This is a genomic window from Acidithrix sp. C25 (genome assembly GCF_904848545.2).
In genome coordinates this window covers 1,299,008-1,316,261 of the sequence record NZ_CAJHCI020000010.1, presented here as the reverse complement: position 1 = coordinate 1,316,261, position 17,254 = coordinate 1,299,008, and the positions used below count along the sequence as shown (strand labels likewise).

Sequence of the window (17,254 nt, the reverse complement as noted above, 5' to 3'; positions counted from 1 at the left end):
CCCGTTGAGAACGGCTCCTAACCCCTAGGTTGCGTTGTTGCTGTGCCCCCTAAGTTGCGTTGCTAGGTTCCATACGTAGCGAGCATCGAAGCAGTGACCCTAGGTGTCAAGGGAGTTGGCATCTATTCGAATAGAATACCAACCATGCAGGGCGAGAACTTTGATCGAACACGATGTAGCCTTATCCAAAGGATCAAAAAGAAGCTGTTGTCAAGAGGCTGAGGGAGCTGTTGTCAGATCCCAATGCACCCAGAGGTGCAATCGCCGATTTGGCTAAACAAGTCCAGATACCAAAGACAACTATCTACATCTGGAATCGTGAATTAAAGGACCAGATAGATCGCCAAGATCCAACTAAGCGAACCCCAGCCAGTTTATGGAGTTCAGAGGCTAAGTTCCAAGCCGTGCTTGCAACTGCAACAATGTCTGAGTTGCAACTTGGAGAATACCTTCGCACAAAGGGAATCTTGAAAGAAGAGCTAAATGACTGGCGTATTACCTGTTCAAAGGCGAACGATAAGACTGGTGAAGCGGTATCCAAATACAGATCTGCACTAGCAAGTGAGAAGGTCAGATCAAAGAAGTTCGAGTCAGAGCTAAATAGAAAAGAAAAGGCACTCGCAGAAACTTACACATTGCTGGAGTTGCTAAGGAAAAGCCCAGGCGACCTGTCGGGGACAAAGAGGTCGAATGACCTCCCCTTCAGATCGCCTACTTGTAAGTAGAACTTATTGAGGAAGCTCATAACGGCGGAGCTAGGCTTAGACTAGCGGTCAAGGAACTTGGACTGTCACTACGTAGCTTTCAGAGATGGAAAGCTGAAGGTGACAACACCCACGACAAACGCCCCTTTGCCACTAGGGCTAAACCCAGCTTTGCTCTAGATGAATCTGAACGTCAAGAGATCTTAGATACCATGCATAAGGAGGAGTTCTCGTCACTTCCTCCAAGTCAAGTAGTTCCAGCCTTGGCCGATAAGGGAATCTATCTCGGATCGGAATCTACCTTTTATCGAATTCTTCGTGACCACAAGCAAAACAACCATAGAGGTAGAGACAAAACAGCAGTTAAACGTGGTACTCCTAGTCATTTGGCAAATGCTCCCCTTGAAATTTGGGTCACAGATATATCCTGGCTACGTGGACCAGTACATGGAGTTTTTTACTATCTATATTTTGTAATGGACCTTTATTCGAGGAAGATAGTTGGATATGAAGTATACGGATGCGAATCATCTCAGCAACTTGCCGATTTAGTTGTAAGAGCAACTCTCCTAGAAGGAGGAAGAGCTCCTAAAATCTTACATAGCGACAATGGATCTCCTATGAAGGGATCTTCTCTATTAGAGCTTTGCTACAAAATGGGGATCACTACCTCGAACTCACGACCTCGGGTTTCTGATGATAACCCCCACATAGAGTCGCTCTTTCGCACTACCAAGTACTGGCCTGGTTATCCATATGGAGGATTTGAAAACCTTAGAGATAGTCGGACCTGGGTGGAGAAGTTTGTCAACTACTACAACTACCACCACCGACATAGTGGTCTAAAGTTCGTTACTCCCCATGATGTTCATGAAGGAAACCATCTCGAAGTACTCTCGATGCGACAGAAACTCTACGAAACGACAAAGGAACTCAACCCAAAGAGGTGGATCAACTCTAAAGCGAGAGACTGGAGCCCACCTGGCGAGAACCTGGACTACACCTCCGCGAGATAGATCGGTTGTTAGGCAAAGTTTGATCACTTAGATCAATCTAGGGACAAGTCAACTCTTCAATGACTATTTGACTTAGTTGGTAGTAGCAGTAGAAGCAAATTATTGGTGGTAGTGGTCAAGGATTGGGCAAATGTGTCTAAACGCTCCGCGTTTAGACACATTTCAATAATCACTTGCGAAGTGATTATCCACATGAAATAACCGTTGCGAGAAACCGCGAAATCAGACAGACTAAAACGGCTCAAAATTGCCAAATAACCATTAATCTGAGAGCTGGCAAATGGGTCAACTATCCTGACATTCACCGGCCTCGAAAGCAAGGCAGGCGAAAATGTCGTTGCAGTAATGCGAGATTTACAAGGCCCTAAACTTAACAGACAAATAGGTGACGAGGCGTTCCACATCGTGATATCCGCTCTTGCCAGCGGCCTTGAACCTTTACGGACTAATTGTCTATGTTTGCCTGCCACCGACAACGTTCATAGAGACCATACTCCCTTAGGTTGAGCTGCTCGCATCGACCGATCACGCGAAGCAGACGGATAACACCTTTCACCACTTGTAAACATTCGGCCAACCCGTTAGAGAGTGACCTCCCGGGCCAATCTGATATCCTGTTGCGTTTTCACTCAGGTGAATCAAGGATGCTCCGATAGTCACGGTGCAGCGGGTAGAGATAGACGTCCTTGACAGAGAGAGCGTATTGGTTGTAGCGATCAAGTTTGCCCCGACCTTTGGTTTGCCCGACACGGATCCAGTTCGCCGCCTTGTAGCTCGCTTCGGTGAACCGGGCAGACTCCACGAAGGTCTCCAAGAGTACAGGTTGGTACCCGTAGGCGAGTAGCCAGTCGCCAGGGGGAGGCGGCGAGCGACACGGGAGAGGATGTATGAGGCGAGGTTCACAACACGTACCTGAGGAAGAATGAGAAACCTCGCGTTGCCAACCACAAGGTGCAGCCGTGCTTCGCGGGTCGCTTTGTCCCAGCCGATATAGTTATCGCGTGGTGCGCAGCTCCATGGCGAGGCAGCGAAGCCGATCGCACCGATAGTTCCAGAGGAGCTCTCGATGAGATAGCGCCCCTTAGCACCGGCAAAGGTGGTGTAGCCGAGGTAGTGGTAGCTTGCAATGAGGTTTCGCCAGCGCTGCTATTGGGCTTTGGTATCTGCTATGGCGAACTTGATTGGACAGAGATCGTCGAGCGATTCAGGATAGGCAAAGGGTAGCTCAGCGATTGGCTCTGCGTAGCGGGTGATGCGGCCGTTGCCGTTGCCATGCAGTGGCTTAGGCAAGGTGATGAGTCCGTCTCTGTCCATGCGCAACAATGCAACGCGCGCCGACATGTCCTTCTTGCGCCCGTCGAGACGATACCAGCCAAGCGCCTCGCAGACTGCGTCAGCAATTGCCTGTCTTGTCGGGTACACAGCGATCAGGTCGGAGATGACCTCAAGGTCTGCTTGGGAGAAGTCCCGCCCACAGTAGCGCAGTGTTTCACTCATGGTGTCGGACCAGGTGGCGATATGCGCCACTCAACAAGATCAGTCTCGCTCGCAACCCAGGGGAAGAACCGCTCCAGCGCGGCGGGATTCGGGGCCTTTCCCCCAGCGGCGGCACATTCTTGTAGGTAGGCGATGAGATAGGCGAGTGGGTTGCACCCAGCACGCTGGGCGGTGGCGGTAATGGTCCAGATCCGCGCGGCCAGGGTGGCTGCCCATATTGAACCGGATCCATAGCAGTTCTTGCGTATTACTGCCGGGTTGCGAAGTACAGCCTCTGCTGGGTTGTTATCGAGTGGCAACTCGGGAAACTCTTCATGACGGCAAAGGCCTTCCCATTCACGATCCAGTGTTGCGAGCACCTTTATGGCCCCAGGGTGAAGCGTCGGATCGCAAGCCTCAGCCTTTCTGGCAGTATCCATTGCTCTGATGATCCTGGTAAAGTCCTCCTCAGCGCGTAAGCGCCCGGTAGTTCCCGTCTCAAGTGCTTGGCGTGCATGATGTGCTACATAAAGCGACCCGATGCGAGCGAGCCATGAAGTAGTCCAACTCCGCAGCTCTTGATGCGCATCGCTAGCGCGGATGAAGTAGCACCTGATGTGTGCTCAACACCACAACGGGTCTACTCCCTCAAGTGCACCAAGGGACTGGTAGACACTGTAAAAGTCTGAGCTTATCAGGAGCTGTCGGCCAGGTTCGAGCGAACCCGCATCTATATCGATACCCAAATGCTCGGCTACCACTCTCGTCGAGCATTTGGGATCGATCAAGAACACCACGGTGTCGGGACCGAGGAAGGTCCACAGCCACCAGCGGTTGCCCGCTTTGTCAGCTACCGCCTCGAACACCTTCCAGGATGTCTCGTCGATGTGCAGATGCGCCGACTTTGCGTTCCTCTCCCTAATCGCTGCGTCAAGTTGCTCAAGTAGGTCCGAAAGCGCCTTGAGCGCTCCTGTCAAGGTGCCTTTTGAAACCTCGAACCCGTCATTTGAGAGAGCTGCGACGATGCGTTCCAAGGGACGCCCGAGCACGTACTTCTCCACTACCAAGCGGCCCAGGAACCCTGAGGTGAACATTCCCCTGGGGATTGGCTTGGCCGGGACCGGTGCGACGAGCATGCCCCGAGTCTGACACTTGCAGGTGCGCCGGTAAGTAGGGCGGCGATGTCGGTGTCGCACGATGTGTACTTGCCAGTCGATCTGATAGGAGGTCTCTTCGCCGAAGGCGGCATAAGGTGCCCCGCAACCCGAACAGATTCGCTCGTTGTCTGGTACGTCGTGGATCACTTCGACGGTTTCAAGGGCCGAGTAGTCCCGTCGGCCATGCCCTGGACTCCCTGGTTGTTGACCACGGGGGCGTTTCTCACCTGTGATATCGTCTTTGCCTCTTCTAGGCTCGACTGGCTTACTCTTCTCCTACGAGGTGCCAAAGACTGTAAACAGCGGAATTAAATTGACCCACATCAGCGATAAAAATTGACCCACCCAACAGACAATACTCTTGAGTGAATTATCCAATTTCACGAAGGAGTTTTACATGCTGGAGGGTAGGCCACTTATGAACATATTTGATTTGAAGCAACAAGGTCTCAGTTACCGAGAAATTGCCCGAGAAACTGGACATTCAAGAAACACCGTACATAAATATCTAAGAGACGGAGCAAGTTCTAAACCAATCGAGACAAAGCCACAACGAAACTCAAAACTCGATCCCTATAAGTCTGAGGTCGATCGACTTGTATCTGAAGGACTTCTGAGCGTTCCGGCAATCATGTCAAGAATTGTTCCACTGGGTTATACCGGTAAAGAAAGTATCTTGAGAACCCATTGCGTAACGTTACAGAACTATCTCAGCTGAGAACTGAACAGAGAGGAGAACCCATTGCGTAACGTTACAGAACTATCTCAGCTGAGAACTGAACAGAGAGGAGAACCCATTGCGTAACGTTACGGAACTACCTATCTCAAAGATCTGCGAGAGACAGGGGTGTGATCAAATACTTCCGGAAGATTGCATAGGAAGACCACAAAGGTACTGCTCAGCAGCTTGTCGTATGGCAGCTCATAGACAGAGGAAAAGAGGCCTGATTAGAGCAGAGGTACATTTTGGTTCTGCAACTACCCGGAGTCGACCAGAGGAGCGATCCTGGATGGTCAAGTTACTTCGAGATAATGAAGAAGTGATAGTCACCTTCGGTCAAACAGAGATAATGCAGAGCGTCTTACTGCTCGGCTAAACGAATTTCTCAACTGAGATTTTCAGATCCACGGTGTCTTAGAAATGAGACACTTTTACTGACACCAACAACTACTATTGAACTCAATTGGCTGGGTCAATTTTTATCGCTGATGGTGGGTAAAAAAACGTCGCAGTTTACAAAGACGAGCTTGGTAAGCGTTACCACCTTCTCCGAGAGTGCACCAATCTGGCCTTCGAGTTCACTAACCCGTGCTCGAAGCTCGGCGTTCTCCGCTTGAAGACGGGCATTATCGTGGGCCAAATGCGCGTTGTCATCAGCCAGACGTTCTATCTCTGCCCGCAAGTACGCTGTCTCAGTTGTATTCAAACTGTCCATGACTACCAGTTAACACTAATTTGCGCTCCGTGTTCAGTCCTGTTTTCGTCAGGGGTGGTACGGGTTCACCGAACGTTTACCACGACTTTACATAAACATAATAAAAATCCGTATCTTTACGTAAATGAAAGAAAATAGGGTTTCGCGAAGAAGATGGTCGGGCAAGACAACAGTTACAATCCTTGTCTTGATTGCATTACTTTTGATTGTTGTGAGAAACGTAGAGTACGCGAACCACGGCGCTAAATCTACTTCTAGTCCTGGAATATCTCCGTCTAATAGCTCACACGGACTCCTGCTACGTGTGAGTGATGGTGCATCACACTCGGTAACGACACCGGTCGAAGGAACCAATCTCGACTATTCCGGGTTGGCAGAACCATACGGCGATACATCAGTGATGAACGCAGTCAACTCGTTAGCTCTTGGTACGATCCGGTACCCCGGCGGGACCATCGCAAACTACTGGAGTTGGCAGACCGGAACCGTCAATCAACCACCATCGACGACCAAAACCAGATTCGGCACTACCAAGACCCAACCTAGTCGACACCAAACGTACGGTTTCACATTATCCACACTTAAACAACTAACTAGCGCGACGGGAGCTGTTCCCATCTTTGACCTCAATGTGATGACCTCTACGTTGCAAGATCAAATCCAGATGTTGCAGTCCGCGGTGAAGCTAGGGCTGCCTGTTCGCTACGTCGAGCTCGGTAACGAGTTCTACCTATCCAATTCCAACTATCTCAATGCCTTCCCAACAGCAACTTCCTATGCGGATCTGGTCGCGTCATGGGCACCTGCGATACGCGCTGAGTTCCCAAACGTACAAATAGCCGCGGTGGCAAGCATAGCGGTTGCGACGCCACGTGAACAAAGTTGGAATTCGACGCTACTCAGGATTGCCGGTAATGACATCAACGCAGTAACTTTGCACGACTATCCTGGAGTTTCCACCTCAGAGAACACTCCGCACTCGCCGGAAACTCTGCTGGCAGGAGCAAGCATCGAGTGGCAACCCGTTAGAACCATAATCAATTCGTTTCCGCCACGTTTGTCAGTGTGGTTAACTGAGTACAACCTTGGCCCCGGCGCCCGCTCTAAGGGTTCGCCTGCACTAGGAACGACTTGGGAACATGCTTTGTACATAGCCGGGCTTGAAATGCAGATGTTGGCATCAACAAGGGTTACGATCACTGATTACTGGGATCTTTTTGGCAATACCGAAGATGCACAATTCGCCGAAACGCTACCAATCACAACAACACCTACTGGCAGTGCAAGTCAGCTAATCAATCAAGCGATAAAGGGAGCGAATGAAATCACAGTACTTAACATCACGAATGACCCGCCATTGGACGGTTCTGTGAAATCAGTGAGTGGTATAAAAGTGACTACTGCTTCTGGGCTCGAAAAACTTATCTTCGCCAATCTTGGTTCGAGTTCCGTAACTCTTGCTGGCGGAAATCTAGTCCCTGCGGGTGCTTCTGCAGAGCAGTTGAGTGGTTCACTTTCGATACAGGCACTCAATGTGCAGTCAATACATATTTCGAATCACCTGGATTTACCTCCGAATTCAGTTACAGTAGTCACTGTGTAGATCTGAAATGTTCAGCGAGCCGTCTGATAAATCGAGCTAAATTGGCAGATTAAGCTAGCGATATAAATTGAACTTGCATGAAAAGCATCACCTTGTGAATTCCTAAAATCTTCGTACGTACTTCCGATAAGGATAACAAGACCCAGTAACTACCAGAGAAATCACCGTAAGGTATTGAGTGAAGACGTGTCACCATTGCAGTTAATTAGGGCAATTTCACCTAGGAGTTCTTAGCAATCTGGAGGCAAACAGGAGAGCTATACTGACGGCCCTTCAGCTTTTATAGAGCTCACACTCTGACTTGCTCCTTGAAATCAAGCAAAGAGTATGGGAATGTCGTCGTGTTGAGATAGTCGACTAATTCCTTTGTGACTGGTTCAATCTTGGGAATGAAGCGATTGTGGGTTACAGCAGAGCGCCCTTGCTTCCAAACGTGTTCCTGGGGATTAAGTTGCGGAGAATACGGAGGGAAATGGACTGCTTCGATGTGATGCTCCCTAATTGCCTCTTGAGCGACGCTCCCTCTGTGCCATCCTGCCCCATCCCATATAAGCAGAATCTTCTCTCTTGGGTAGATCTTGCGGATCGCCAGCAGTATGGCCGCTGTTTCATGCATAGTCTGGCGCTCTGTTGCAAATGCATGCTCCTTGCCTGTCTTGAGGTTTAAAAACCCATAGATGCTCCGGTTCATTCTGGTTCCATTGGTCTCAATTACAGCTGGTGTGGTTCCTTTCGGTATCCACACTTTCTGAGTAGTTGTCGCCTGAGTGAGAACCATCTCGTCCTCACAGAGAATCACCGTATCTGGATCAGAGAATGCCTCTTTCAGACGTTCTTGCTGCTCGTCTTTCCATTCAGCTACCGCTTGTGGATCAGCCTTCTCGTACTGTTTGCCCGGCAGATGGAAGCTGAACTTACTTTCCCGAAACAGAACGTAATAGCTAGTCCTAGAGGCATAGAGAACACCGTATCTGCGCTTGAGTACTGTAGCCAGGATCCGTGTTGACCAAAACGGGGAACTGCTATAGCCGTGGTCATTGGGAGTTGTAGTCGTGAGCATGATTGCCACTTCATCTCTTTGAGACTTTGAGAGAAGTACCGGAGCGTTGTTATGGCGCTTGTCCTTGAATGCCTCAGTGCCAACGCTGCGGAATGACCGTCGAATTCGCTGTACATGCTTGACAGAGAGGCCTGTCCTGTTGAGGGGACTCCCATCTTCAAGGGTGAGAACTGCCAGCGCCCGCTTATATTCGTCGATGTTTTCAGTCTTCGCCATGAATGCTTCAATAGTGGCGAGTTCCTCGGGTGTAAGCATGTCATGAGAAGATTAACACACTTTACAAGAAATTAAAAGGGCTCATTGGAGCATTTCAGAGTGTTATGCGAATAGCGGGGTCTAGGTGTATATCTCTCCTGTTGCGCTATGAATCAAGTAACAACCTAGGTAACCAAGTTCATTTTGAAAACAAGAGGGACGGGGGAGCCGGTAGCTTTACAAGCTGTGAAACAAAACAAAGCCAATATAGGCTCCCCCGTCCTTTTCGATCCTAGCGATATTTGTAGTGCCTTCGTTGGCTTAAAGGGGGTGAGAGTCCTCCATTACCAGAGAACTGGTCCTGTAGCCGAGATCGCTATTGAAAAGATCGTCTCAGAAGTCCGCTGTCCTATGTTTGGTTTTATAGCGCATGCAAAGGAGCGACCCTTGGCTACCTACATCGATCTTCCATTTGGAGGTACTCCTACGAGGATCAAGTGGAAGAAACTCGGATGGTATGTATCAATCTTTCGTGCGAGAAGAGAAGCTGGACACTTGGTGATCACCGTATTGCAGCTTCACATAGTTTGCTCACAACTAGGGCTGCCAAGTGGGCAACAAAGCAGGTTGGTGGAGGAAGATGCGTATCTGAAGTGGCAAAAGAACTCCCTCAGGCTCAACAACCAGCTACTACTAATTAACAAAAAAGGCTCTATGAATTTCCCTTAGAGTCGCTAACCCCTAAAAACAACCCTATCCAAAAATCACATTAATTTTGGACCATTAAATGGGGACACGCCACCAAGAAAATTAATCACAAACCATGCGGAATAGCGATTTTCAAAGTATGTTTAAAAACCTCTTCGACACGAACGGAACATTGCTCATTACCACTAGCGATCGTCCACAACTCAATAACCCCAGTTAGCTTCCTAAAGAGCTAGAGGCCTGAGATCTCAGAGGGAAGGTGGGTATAAATCACACCACAAGTCCGCCATCGATCAACACAGCCAGGAGGTTTCCTATTTGCGAGCTCCAATGGTCCGTTGCGTGACGATAGTGCGACGATTTTGTTATCCAGCTTCGATTTCATGAGCCCAAAGATATTTAGGATTGTCAATTAGTTAGCCAAATTGGCAGACCCAAGTGTAGTCATTTGATCTAGTTGCCGGCGATAAGTCGATCCATGAGGAACCTAAATTAACTATATTTTGGCGGCACGAAGGTGCCAGAAAACCATTAATCTGAAACTAAGCAAATGCGCCCACTATCTTGACACTCACCGATGGTGACCCATGAAGAGTTGACGTCAAAAAAAGATCTACTTGAGAAACGCTAAGCAATCATCTCAACGTTAAAATAATTTAATTACCCATCTCATCGATGGGACAACTCTCGCATAACCCCAATGAACAGGTCCAAAAGGATAGCTCAAATTGAATATAAACGATTCGGATTTAACATAAACGAGGATCCATAGCGCCTCATTGGGGCTATGGATCCTCTTCATCTCCAAATCAGCCGCTACTAAAAGCTGATCGTCTAAATTAAATTTTCAAAGACACGAGCCCCAGTGCAGGCCTTTCAAGCTCACTTCCAAAGTGGTTACTTCATCGAGTCCAGGATCAAATCCACATCGTCATTTGATGTTAGCGGATTGACAAAACAAAGACGCATCATTCGCTCGCCTCTAAATGTCGTAGGCTGAACAAAGGCCACCTCATTTTGGAGCAATCCCTCGCTCCAGGAGATGTAGTCTTGATCGCTCCAACCCAAACGCCTAAACACCACAACCGTGAGCTCAGGTTCAATTGCGAGATCTAAATATTCACGCTCTATGATCTGATTTCGACAATATGTGGTCACATCTAAGGTCGCCTCGATCGCCTCTTTATAGGCGTTGGTACCATAGGTGGCCAATGAAAACCAAAATGGCAACCCGCGCGAACGACGGGTCAGATGATACGCGTAGCTAGCCGGGTTCCACTCACGCTCTTTGTTGACGTCGTCCAAGTAGGAGGCTTCCTGTGTCATAGCGTATGCAGCGTCCCTGGGATCGCCATAAATTATTGCAGCACAGTCAAACGGTGCAAAGAGCCACTTGTGCGGATCGACCACAAAGGAATCTGCCAACTCGATACCATTGTATAGCTCTGCTAAACGAGGAGCCAACATCCCGGCTCCACCATAGGCTCCATCGACATGGAACCACAGTCCTTTCTCTTTGGCGAAGGCGCCTGAGGTTGCGAGGTCGTCTACGATTCCAGTATTAGTAACTCCGGCTGTAGCTGCCACGCAAAATACTCGTTCCGCATCCATCGGCGAAAGAGAGTCAAAGGTTTCGACAAGCGCATCTCCACGAAGTTTTCCATTGGCGTCGCCTTTAGCCAGTATGACATCTACATCCATAATTCGAGCGGCCATCGAAATGGACGAGTGCGCATCGCTAGAGGCCAATATGGCACCGCGCCCTTTTAGCTTGCCAAGGCGTCGCGCTCGCTCGCGCCCTGCCACTAGTCCACCTAGGTTACCTGCCGAACCTCCTGAAACGAAAGTACCTCCGGCGTTCGGTCCCATTCTCGCCATTGATGCCAAAAATGAAAGCGCCTCATTCTCCAAGTAGATCGCGCCGGCACCCTCAATCCAAGTGCTCCCACAGATACTCGAAGCAGAGACCACCAAATCAAAGAGGGTCGCTGCCTTGGTTGGCGCGACAGGAACAAAAGCCAAAAATCGCGGATTATCCGAGCTGAGCGTTGCCAAAGAATAACCTTCAACAAAGCGCCTAAGTGCCTCTTTGCCACCGATTCCTTCTTTAGTTATGTTGGCTCCATAGAGGCCGGCTAACTCCTCATTCGATTTGGGGCCATCAAGCGGGATTGACTCTACCGCGACTCGACCCAATGAATAGTCGACTATTGCATTAGCCAACTCCTTAGTTTCCTCATTAAAACGATGCATTAATTCCAATGTATCCCCACGTTCACCGAAAAAGAAAGGCCTGGTGCTCAAAGGCCACGTAATAAAAACAGTTCGAAGTACCACTAGTTCATGAGGCTTCGAACATTTGCACTCTAAGTCATGATCATAGTTCGCCAATCAAAGGTATCACCTTGTGATAGCGAGACTAAAAATAGCAAGAATTTATATTATCTTCCAAAAAAATGCATAAAATTATCTCGTTTATGCAGACATACCCGGTAATTTATGCATTCAGACCCTAAGAGCTACCTTCCCAAACCATAGTCATCTCTAAATTGATCGTCTATCTTTCAAATCGACCTTTTCGCCCATCAAAGTGTGGTAATTATTTTGAATGGAACTACACAAGTTATCCGTCCGTCAACTCTGCCAACTCTTAGAGGAAAAAACGATCTCTTCGCTGGAAGTGGTTAGCTATTTTCTTTCTCGCATCGACTCGCTCAATCCCAAAATCAATGCGATTGTCGCAAGAAACGATGAGCAATCAATCGACGCGGCAAAAAAAGTAGATGTGATACGAAGTCAAGGCGGATATCTAAAACCCCTAGCCGGCATACCATTTGGGGTCAAAGACCTCGAAGATGCTATCGGTTTTCCCACCACCTACGGATCTCTTCTTCACAAAGACGCCAAATTAGCAAAGTCAGATTCGCTAATCGTGGACCGATTAAAGGCTGCCGGTGCAATTGCGATAGCTAAAACAAACACTCCAGAATATGGTTCAAGCGCAGAGACCGATAATCGCATCTTTGGAACCACCAAAAACCCCTACGACCTCACTCGGTCATCAGGCGGCTCCTCTGGCGGGAGCGCAGCCGCAGTAGCACTAGGGCTATTGCCATTTGCAAGCGCTTCAGATGGTGGTGGCTCTATCCGAATTCCTGGTGCATCATGTGGAATCAACGTCCTAAAAACTTCCACCGGACGGGTTCCAATAAGTGGCGATCAGCCCCCCAACTGGTGGGACTTCTCTACGAATGGACCCATAGCTCGATCGATACTAGATGGAGCGTGGCTCTATGACTTTGTGGTGGGACCACATATCGACGATCCAAGATCGTTACCCGAAAAAAGCCACGATTGGGCGATAGAGCTACATGATAGGGCTCGCCGTCCTCGTATCGCGTTCAGTGCCGATATGGGCTATTGGAAGACAGATAATGAACTCCTAGCCGGCTTCAATCAGGCACTCAAGGCTCTCGAAGGAGGAGGTTTTGAGGTCCGAGAGGCACCCAATCTATTTGAGACACCGCCCATATTGACTTGGCTAGCGATAGTTCAAGGGTACTTTAGCGCTCGATTTGGAGATTTGGTCGACACTCCTGAATTTAGTCTCTTGAACCAGGACGTGGCAAACATGGTAATCGAGGGATTGAAGATGAGTGCGTCGGATTTAGTCAAGGCCCAAACGATGGCATGGAAGATCTCCCACGACCTCTTTAGCAAGCTCGCAGACATTGATCTCCTAATCACACCAGCATTGGCCGGCCTACCACCAAAGATCGGGGAAAAAGGCAAAATCAATGGCGAGGAGACACTCGACTGGGTCAGCTATTGCGCTATCGCCAATATGGCAAAGACGCCGGCCGGAACGGTATGTGTCGGAATAGGGACCTCAGGAGTACCCATCGGAATACAAATAATTGGAAAACGATTTTGCGAAGTCGAAGTTCTGCGGGTCATGCGATTTCTAGAGGAGCATTTTGGTCAATTCGCACCAGCCGATTTTTAGCGCTCGTTGAGTGAAAGAATCTCCACGAATTGCTTATTTGGAGATACCCCTTGCTCAAAGAGAATTTCTCCTAATCCAAAAGGGTCAAGAGCCCGTAGGGGATCTGCCTCGAGCATAACTCTCTTGCGTCAAAATAAGTTGGGCAGCTCGAGGAATTGATTAACATTGAGTCAATGCGCCTGAGCAATCCCAGATCAGATAGCCTCGAAATTACCAAGTAAAAGCCCGAGTATGGCGATTAGAAACTACATCCTGTTACACTCATTTATGTCAATTTGGTAGCTACAATCAATGACCAACTTTGACAAAAAGATCTCACTTGAGATGAAACCAGAAATTGAATTCTAAACAGAAGACGCTACCGATGGAAAACGAAAACAACGAGCCAGCCACTAGCGATTTTGGAATCTCAGATCTTGATTTCGCACTCTCACGCCTCGGGCGAAGCCTTCGAAAAATTAAGATACCTTCCAGCTTCCTCAATCGTGACATCGACATGAATACATTCTGGCAGCTTTCACCCCTGCGATCTGGGGTTCCACTTAGACCAAGCGAAATCGCTAACGCAATCGGCCTAGATAGCTCAACTGTCTCTCGGGCGCTCCAAAAACTTGAGGCCCAAGGTTTGATCGAACGTCGAATCGACCCAAGTGACGCTCGAGCACATCTCATAGCACTGAGCGCCGAAGGTGCAACAGTTTTAGAGATTGTAGGAAATGCACGACGGGAAAAGATTGCCACAGTATTGTCCCATTGGGATAAGGAGGAGATTTCAACACTTCTTTTTTATCTAACTCGCCTTATTGAAGAGCTCGAAAATGACGCCTAACCTTGGCTCATCCATAGAGTGATTAGGAAATTCATCAACTTTAACCATTTACCATTTGCTAGCGATGTTCTGCCAATATCTATCTTTTTAAAGAAATCTATCACCGGCCGTTTAACTACTCAGAAATAGCCATACCCGCGGGTTCACCTTGTTATCCATATCGTTATCTCTGATATTATGGTAAAAATACCTATAGAATATTTTTCAAAATAAGGAAACCGCACATCATAATGATTAGTCCTAATAGTGAAGTTATCGTCGGATTAATTCCTTTTATCTTGAAAAATTAACGCAATCAATCAAACGGATATGCTGAACAAGGGGCCGCTTTGGTGGATCACTATTGTGTAGCTAAATCGGCCACTGCCTAGGTCGAGTTACCTAATCAAAGACCACACGATAGAATGTCCCCTCAATGGATCGTAAAGCAAAGCTAAGGCGTACAACGGAATATGAGCGACTGGGATCTGAATATGTAGATGTCTCGCAATGGAGAAAGTGGGGACCATACCTAGCGGAGCGCGCCTGGGGAACCGTCAGAGAAGACTACTCATCAAATGGTGACTCCTGGAACTATTTTCCATTCGAAGAAGCACTCTCCCGTGCCTATCGTTGGAACGAAGACGGTCTAGGGGGAATCTGCGACATAGAGCAAAACCTATGTTTAGGATTGGCCTTTTGGAACGAAAAGGACCCATTTCTAAAAGAACGCCTCTTTGGATTAACCAATAGCCAAGGCAACCACGGCGAAGACGTCAAGGAGCGCTACTGGTATATAGACTCGACTCCGAGCCACTCATGGATGCACTTTCGCTACCACTATCCCCAACAACCCTTCCCGTATCAAGAATTACTCGAAGAAAATCAAAGACGCTCACGGGATGAGGCAGAATACGAGATCGAAGATACCCATATCTTTGATGACGATAAATTCTGGGAGATCGACGTCGTCTACGCCAAAGAGTCTCCGGGAATTATTGCCTTTGAAATTTCGGCTCGCAACTGTTCTAGCGAATCAGCCACGCTACACATTCTTCCTAGCATCTGGTTTCGCGATACTTGGAGCTGGAGGGTTGAGGCACAAAAACCATCGCTGAGCTTAGATGGTGACACCATCGTCTCTAGCCACCCCCGCCTTGGAACTAGTTATCTTAAGGGCGATGGCGAATACAAGGCTCTATTTTGCGACAATGAGAGCAACAATGAGCGCCTCTTTGGCAGTGCCAGCACGACCCAATATCCCAAAGATGCAATAAACGACTATGTGGTCACGGGTGCCACAACCACTAATCCGGCCAATACTGGAACAAAGGCAGCACTGCATTATCTCCGAGAGGTCGAAGCGGGCCAGACTACGGTGGTCAGAGTCGTCTTTTCCCACGGAGAAGAGTCACCCATAGACCTGTCGGACGACTTTAGCGATCTCTTGGTAAAACGAAGAGCTGAAGCCGATGAGTTTTATGGGGCACTTTCACCCAAAGCTACTTCGAGTGAGGAAGCTTCCATTATGCGTCAAGCATTCGCCGGCATGTTATGGTCTAAGCAATTTTATCATTTTGACGTAGAGAGATGGATAGACGGCGATCCAGGACAGCCATCTCCTCCCGATGAACGAAGCTCGGGTCGCAATGCTTCGTGGCGACACTTTCACGCACTTGACGTCATCTCAATGCCAGACACCTGGGAATATCCCTGGTTTGCCGCTTGGGATCTGGCTTTTCACTGCATTACCCTTTCACATGTCGATGCAGCCTTTGCGAAGCGACAACTGATTCTCATGTGTCGCGAGTGGTATATGCATCCCTCGGGTGCACTGCCCGCCTATGAATGGGCCTTTGACGACGCGAACCCACCCGTACATGCTTGGGCAGCCCTTAGAGTCTTTGAGATCGACGGTGACGACGACTACGACTTCCTAGAACGTGTCTTTCACAAACTGCTCATCAATTTCACCTGGTGGGTCAATCGCAAAGACACAGAGGGCAACAACGTCTTCCAAGGTGGCTTTCTGGGCTTGGACAACATTGGTCCCTTCAATCGTTCGGATTTACCTCCTACACTTGGCAGACTTGAGCAATCCGATGGCACAGCTTGGATGGCTTTTTACTCCCTTTCCATGTTGGATATCGCTCTAGTACTGGCCGAACACGATGACACCTATGAAGACGTCGCTACTAAATTCTTCGAGCACTTTGCCTACATAGCTGCTGCCATGGATGCACAAGGACTTTGGAACGAGGAGGATGGCTTCTACTTCGACATAGTTCGATTTGCAGATGGTGGATCTCAGCCTCTCAGAGCATTTTCAATGGTTGGCCTCATCGCCATGTGTGCCGTTACGATCCTAGAGCCCGAGGTCTCATCCTTAGTGCCGCAGTTCACGCGACGACTGAATTGGTTCATAAATAACAAACCTCAGTATTCCGGGGCGATCTCATATTCAATCAACGATGACGACCAAAAAAGGATCCTTCTATCAGTAGTTAGCCCCGAGAGGCTGTGTCGCATTCTTGGCCGAGTCCTAGACGAAGATGAATTTCTCTCACCCCATGGAATCAGAGCTCTATCTAAATATCACAAAGATAACCCTCTGCATCTAAACCTCGGAAACGTTGAAGCCAGATTGGACTATGAGCCCGGTGAATCATCGTCTCCTCTATTTGGCGGAAACTCGAACTGGCGCGGTCCAGTTTGGTTTCCCCTCAACTATCTAGTCATTGAGGCGCTTTCGCGTTTTGGATCTTTCTGTGGCGACCAAGTAAAGATCGAGTACCCGAGTGGCTCTGGAAATAACGCAACCTTGGCACAGGTCTCTAACGCACTTACCAAACGATTGACTTCCCTCTTTCAGATAGACGAATCAGGATCACGACCAGCCATGCCAAAGATCAAGAGTCAATATCTCTATTTTCATGAATACTTCAATGGAGATACCGGTGAGGGCCTTGGCGCCTCGCACCAGACCGGATGGACCGGACTGATTGGCGATCTGATCATCCGCTCTGGGGACTCTAACAACTCTCAAATCTAGTTACCCAGCAATGATAATTTTACAAACTATTCG

14 protein-coding genes and 2 pseudogenes are annotated in these 17,254 nt (G+C 48.6%); 9 read left to right on the top strand and 7 right to left on the bottom strand.

From position 1 onward, the window contains the following. Positions 1–230 precede the first annotated feature (230 nt). Both ACIDITHRIX25_RS81450 and ACIDITHRIX25_RS81445 read left to right on the top strand, forming a co-directional pair. On the top strand, positions 231–725 hold the full coding sequence (locus ACIDITHRIX25_RS81450) for a hypothetical protein (protein WP_201733552.1): 495 nt from the start codon (positions 231–233) through the stop codon (positions 723–725). 5 nt (positions 726–730) lie between these two features. Next, a complete protein-coding gene (locus tag ACIDITHRIX25_RS81445) occupies positions 731–1,720 on the top strand; it encodes an IS3 family transposase (protein WP_201733602.1) in 990 nt (329 codons plus the stop codon). A gap of 625 nt (positions 1,721–2,345) precedes the next feature. On the opposite strand, the gene ACIDITHRIX25_RS81440 is transcribed toward ACIDITHRIX25_RS81445, so the two are convergent. The 4 genes and pseudogenes from ACIDITHRIX25_RS81440 to ACIDITHRIX25_RS81425 all read right to left on the bottom strand — a co-directional run bounded on the left by ACIDITHRIX25_RS81440 (position 2,346) and on the right by ACIDITHRIX25_RS81425 (position 4,290). Continuing rightward, entirely contained in the window at positions 2,346–2,522 is a 177-nt protein-coding gene (locus ACIDITHRIX25_RS81440; RefSeq protein WP_349632166.1) for a hypothetical protein, read from the bottom strand. A gap of 113 nt (positions 2,523–2,635) precedes the next feature. Beyond that, positions 2,636–2,848 (bottom strand): annotated as a pseudogene (locus tag ACIDITHRIX25_RS81435) (Druantia anti-phage system protein DruA); the annotation flags it as partial. An 18-nt stretch (positions 2,849–2,866) separates the two neighbouring features. Next, positions 2,867–3,142: a hypothetical protein gene (locus ACIDITHRIX25_RS81430; protein ID WP_201733550.1), complete on the bottom strand. Its 276-nt coding sequence runs from the start codon at positions 3,140–3,142 to the stop codon at positions 2,867–2,869. A gap of 71 nt (positions 3,143–3,213) precedes the next feature. Next, positions 3,214–4,290: pseudogene (locus ACIDITHRIX25_RS81425) on the bottom strand (IS66 family transposase). A 460-nt stretch (positions 4,291–4,750) separates the two neighbouring features. Here ACIDITHRIX25_RS81425 and ACIDITHRIX25_RS000000104490 point away from each other — a divergent pair. Continuing rightward, positions 4,751–5,071, top strand: coding sequence for a winged helix-turn-helix transcriptional regulator (locus tag ACIDITHRIX25_RS000000104490; protein WP_052606642.1), 321 nt, complete (start codon positions 4,751–4,753; stop codon positions 5,069–5,071). A 79-nt stretch (positions 5,072–5,150) separates the two neighbouring features. Continuing rightward, entirely contained in the window at positions 5,151–5,450 is a 300-nt protein-coding gene (locus tag ACIDITHRIX25_RS81415; RefSeq protein ID WP_201733548.1) for a hypothetical protein, read from the top strand. 96 nt (positions 5,451–5,546) lie between these two features. On the opposite strand, the gene ACIDITHRIX25_RS81410 is transcribed toward ACIDITHRIX25_RS81415, so the two are convergent. Further along, positions 5,547–5,780, bottom strand: coding sequence for a hypothetical protein (locus tag ACIDITHRIX25_RS81410; RefSeq protein ID WP_160291716.1), 234 nt, complete (start codon positions 5,778–5,780; stop codon positions 5,547–5,549). 133 nt (positions 5,781–5,913) lie between these two features. Between ACIDITHRIX25_RS81410 and ACIDITHRIX25_RS81405 the strand changes: the two genes are divergently transcribed. Then, positions 5,914–7,392: a hypothetical protein gene (locus tag ACIDITHRIX25_RS81405; protein ID WP_201733547.1), complete on the top strand. Its 1,479-nt coding sequence runs from the start codon at positions 5,914–5,916 to the stop codon at positions 7,390–7,392. Between the two features lie 289 nt (positions 7,393–7,681). Here ACIDITHRIX25_RS81405 and ACIDITHRIX25_RS81400 read toward each other — a convergent pair whose 3' ends face one another. Further along, entirely contained in the window at positions 7,682–8,707 is a 1,026-nt protein-coding gene (locus tag ACIDITHRIX25_RS81400) for an IS630 family transposase (protein ID WP_201732178.1), read from the bottom strand. Positions 8,708–8,977: 270 nt separating this feature from the next. Here ACIDITHRIX25_RS81400 and ACIDITHRIX25_RS81395 point away from each other — a divergent pair, with 270 nt between their 5' ends. Next, positions 8,978–9,376: a hypothetical protein gene (locus tag ACIDITHRIX25_RS81395; protein WP_201733546.1), complete on the top strand. Its 399-nt coding sequence runs from the start codon at positions 8,978–8,980 to the stop codon at positions 9,374–9,376. Positions 9,377–10,252: 876 nt separating this feature from the next. Here ACIDITHRIX25_RS81395 and ACIDITHRIX25_RS81390 read toward each other — a convergent pair. After that, a complete protein-coding gene (locus ACIDITHRIX25_RS81390) occupies positions 10,253–11,608 on the bottom strand; it encodes a pyridoxal phosphate-dependent decarboxylase family protein (RefSeq protein ID WP_201733545.1) in 1,356 nt (451 codons plus the stop codon). A gap of 355 nt (positions 11,609–11,963) precedes the next feature. On the opposite strand from ACIDITHRIX25_RS81390, the gene ACIDITHRIX25_RS81385 reads away from it, so the two are divergent. The 3 genes from ACIDITHRIX25_RS81385 to ACIDITHRIX25_RS81375 all read left to right on the top strand — a co-directional run bounded on the left by ACIDITHRIX25_RS81385 (position 11,964) and on the right by ACIDITHRIX25_RS81375 (position 17,221). Then, positions 11,964–13,361: an amidase gene (locus ACIDITHRIX25_RS81385; RefSeq protein ID WP_052607108.1), complete on the top strand. Its 1,398-nt coding sequence runs from the start codon at positions 11,964–11,966 to the stop codon at positions 13,359–13,361. Positions 13,362–13,725: 364 nt separating this feature from the next. After that, the gene (locus ACIDITHRIX25_RS81380; protein ID WP_201733544.1) at positions 13,726–14,190 is read left to right on the top strand and encodes a MarR family winged helix-turn-helix transcriptional regulator; all 465 of its coding nucleotides are present in this window, start codon (positions 13,726–13,728) and stop codon (positions 14,188–14,190) included. A 415-nt stretch (positions 14,191–14,605) separates the two neighbouring features. Then, positions 14,606–17,221, top strand: coding sequence for an MGH1-like glycoside hydrolase domain-containing protein (locus tag ACIDITHRIX25_RS81375; RefSeq protein WP_082058823.1), 2,616 nt, complete (start codon positions 14,606–14,608; stop codon positions 17,219–17,221). Positions 17,222–17,254 lie beyond the last annotated feature (33 nt).